Raw genomic sequence first — 2734 nt, forward strand, 5'->3', positions numbered from 1 at the left:
CTCGACGACGATGCGCTGTTCGACGACATCGATCCGCTCGAGCTGGTGCTGGCTCGCGCCAGCGGCCGTCACGTGGCGCAGGTGCTGGTCGGCGGGCGGCTGGTGGTCGATGCCGGGCGGGTGCTGGGCATCGACGAGCCCGCGCTGCGCGCCGAGCTGCTGGCGCGCATGCGCGCGGCGCTGGCGGCCGATCCCTCGCATGCGCAATGGCGCCGCACGCTGGGGGCGCTGGCCGAGGATTTGGGGCCGCTGTACCGCGAGGGGCGGATTGGGCGCTGTTGCGGCTGAAGGCCGTGCTCAAGGGGAGGCGCAACGCATGTGATTCCGATAAAATTCAAGCCTTCGCCTGGCGAAATCACAGCATGACCAAACCCGCCGAACCTCAACGCAAAGCACCGAGCCGCAAGGCCGTGCTGCGGTCGGTGGCCAGTTCCACGGCGGTGGAAACAGGTCAGGACGTCGCGCAGCTCGAGCGCAGGTTGCAGCAACCCGCCGTGCGCTTTCCCCACATCAAGCTGGCTCGCTGAGGCTGGCATCGCCATCGGCGATGGCCCGGGCCACGAGCTGACCCATGGGGCCGTAGTCCCCTGAAAAACCAGAGTGAATCGCGCCGATATAGGCCGGTTTGTTCTGCTCCCAACTGCTGTAGTCCAGCGGCTCATGGCCGGCCTGCACGGCCATCACATCGGCCAGCAGGCGTGACAAGCGTCCATTGCCCTCGCGAAACGGGTGAATCACGATCAGCTCCACATGCGTCACGGCAATGGCATGTACCAGTTCGTCGGGCGCCAGCTCGCCGCAGGGCGTCCATCTTGTCAGGCACTCCCGTTCGAAGTCGCTGAGCAAGCCCGGCAGCAGCGCGGCGGTGGCGAACTGGAAGCCGCCCTTGCCCAGGTTGACCGAGCGTTCCTGCCCCGCCCATGGATACACATTGCCCAGCCACACGCGGTGCCAGCGCCGAAGGTCGGCCACCGTCAACGGGCGGTCGGGCAGATTCCGCAAGAGCACTTCGTCGTACAGCGCGCTCAGCAGCTGCAGTTCGAGGTCGTTCATGTCGTCGGCGGACGCGATGCCAACCAGGTTGCGCAGCACCTGTCCGTTCGAGCCCGGCTCGAACTCGCCTTCGGGGCCGGTGGTTTGATAGCGGTTGGTCATTGCGCGTCGGGTCCGGCCCTCGGGTGCGCGCCTTTGGGTATGACTGCCAGCGCCCAGGTGGCGGTCAGAGCGTGAAGTCGTACTCCAGCGTGATCGGCGCGTGGTCGCTGAACTTGATGGTCTTGAAGATCTGCTCGGTGCGCGCGAGCGCGGCGGTCTTCGGCGTGGCGAGGTGGTAGTCGAGCCGCCATCCCACGTTGTTGGCATAGGCCTGGCCGCGGTTGCTCCACCAGGTGTAGGCCTCGCCGGTGGTGTCGGGCTTGAGCATGCGGTAGACGTCGACCAGCCCCGCCCCCTCGGCGCCGGCGTCGAGCAGCTTCGTCATCCAGGCGCGTTCCTCGGGCAGGAAGCCGCTGTTCTTCTGGTTGCCGCGCCAGTTCTTGAGGTCGATCTCCTTGTGGGCGATGTTGATGTCGCCGCACAGCACGAACTCGCGCTGCTTCTTCAGCGCCACCAGGTGCGGGAAGAAGCCCTTGAGGAAACGGAACTTGGCCTGCTGGCGCTCCTCGCCCGAGCTGCCGCTCGGGAAATAGCAGCTGATGACCGAGAACTTGCGCTTCGGCGTGTCGAAGCGCAGCTCGAGGTAGCGGCCCTCGGCGTCGAATTCGGCGTCGCCCCAGCCCACCACCACCTCGCTGGGCACGTGCTTCGTGTAGATCGCGGTGCCCGCGTAGCCCTTCTTCTCGGCAAAATGGAAGTGGCCCTTGAGGCCGGCCATCTCCTCGAAGCGGCCTTCGATGTCGCTGGCCTGGACCCGGATCTCCTGCATGCAAATACAATCCGGCGCCAATTCGGCCACCCAGTCGGCAACGCCCTTGGTGGCGGCCGAACGCAGGCCATTGAGATTGAGACTGGTCAGTTTGAACACAAGGAATTCCGATGGCTGTAGATGGTGAGAAAAGCAGTGCGGTGGCGCAGGACTTCGTCCAGTTCGCGCTCGACGCGGGCGTGTTGCGCTTCGGTGAGTTCAAGACCAAGGCCGGCCGCATGAGTCCTTATTTCTTCAATTCTGGCCTCTTCGACGACGGCGCCAAGATCGCGCGGCTCGCGGGATTCTATGCAGACCGCCTGATCGAGAGCGGGCTCGAGTTCGACATGATCTTCGGCCCGGCCTACAAGGGCATCCCGCTGGGCGCCACGGTGGCGGCCGAACTCGCGCGGCGCGGCCGCAACGTGCCCTTCGCCTACAACCGCAAGGAAGCCAAGGCGCACGGCGAGGGCGGCAACCTGGTCGGCGCGCCGCTCCAGGGCCGGGTGCTGATCGTCGACGACGTGATGTCCGCGGGCACCGCGGTGCGCGAGTCGATCGCCGCGATCCAGGCCGCGGGGGCGGTGCCGCACGCGGTGGCGATCGCGCTCGACCGCCAGGAGAAGGCGACCGAGAACGGTGTCGACGTGGACCACAGCGCCGTGCAGTACGTGCGCAACCAGCTCGGCCTGCAGGTGGTGGCGATCGCCACCCTCGACGACCTGCTGAGCTACCTCTCGGGCGGCGCGGCCGCCGACCTCGGCACCCACCGCGAGCGCGTGCTCGCCTACCGCACGCGCTACGGCGCCCACTGAAGGACACGCCCGATGC

At 66.9% G+C, this 2734-nt stretch carries 4 protein-coding genes and 1 pseudogene; 3 read left to right on the top strand and 2 right to left on the bottom strand.

What is annotated here, in order from left to right:
- Both AC27VN_RS38185 and AC27VN_RS38190 read left to right on the top strand, forming a co-directional pair.
- Positions 1 to 288: pseudogene (locus AC27VN_RS38185) on the top strand (amidohydrolase family protein); the annotation flags it as partial.
- Between the two features lie 74 nt (positions 289 to 362).
- Positions 363 to 527, top strand: coding sequence for a hypothetical protein (locus AC27VN_RS38190; RefSeq protein WP_490880028.1), 165 nt, complete (start codon positions 363 to 365; stop codon positions 525 to 527).
- Here the strand turns inward: AC27VN_RS38190 and AC27VN_RS38195 are convergent.
- Together AC27VN_RS38195 and AC27VN_RS38200 are read right to left on the bottom strand one after the other, a co-directional pair.
- Positions 511 to 1155 carry a Fic/DOC family protein gene (locus AC27VN_RS38195; RefSeq protein WP_093344079.1) on the bottom strand — a complete coding sequence of 215 codons (645 nt, stop codon included), beginning with the start codon at positions 1153 to 1155 and terminating at the stop codon, positions 511 to 513. The two genes, AC27VN_RS38190 and AC27VN_RS38195, sit on opposite strands and share 17 nt — an antisense overlap.
- 64 nt (positions 1156 to 1219) lie before the next feature.
- On the bottom strand, positions 1220 to 2023 hold the full coding sequence (locus AC27VN_RS38200; RefSeq protein WP_057591267.1) for an exodeoxyribonuclease III: 804 nt from the start codon (positions 2021 to 2023) through the stop codon (positions 1220 to 1222).
- An 11-nt stretch (positions 2024 to 2034) separates the two neighbouring features.
- Between AC27VN_RS38200 and pyrE the strand changes: the two genes are divergently transcribed.
- On the top strand, positions 2035 to 2718 hold the full coding sequence (gene pyrE, locus AC27VN_RS38205) for an orotate phosphoribosyltransferase (protein WP_296774656.1): 684 nt from the start codon (positions 2035 to 2037) through the stop codon (positions 2716 to 2718).
- The last annotated feature ends 16 nt before the right edge of the window (positions 2719 to 2734 follow it).

It is taken from the genome of Variovorax sp. 20P10.2.4 (assembly GCF_058244205.1).

Bases quoted from the DNA above. Each gene is read 5' to 3' on its own strand.
- AC27VN_RS38190 (WP_490880028.1), top strand. From the start codon at position 363: ATGACCAAACCCGCCGAACCTCAACGCAAAGCACCGAGCCGCAAGGCC.
- AC27VN_RS38195 (WP_093344079.1), bottom strand. From the start codon at position 1,155: ATGACCAACCGCTATCAAACCACCGGCCCCGAAGGCGAGTTCGAGCCG.
- pyrE (WP_296774656.1), top strand. From the start codon at position 2,035: ATGGCTGTAGATGGTGAGAAAAGCAGTGCGGTGGCGCAGGACTTCGTC.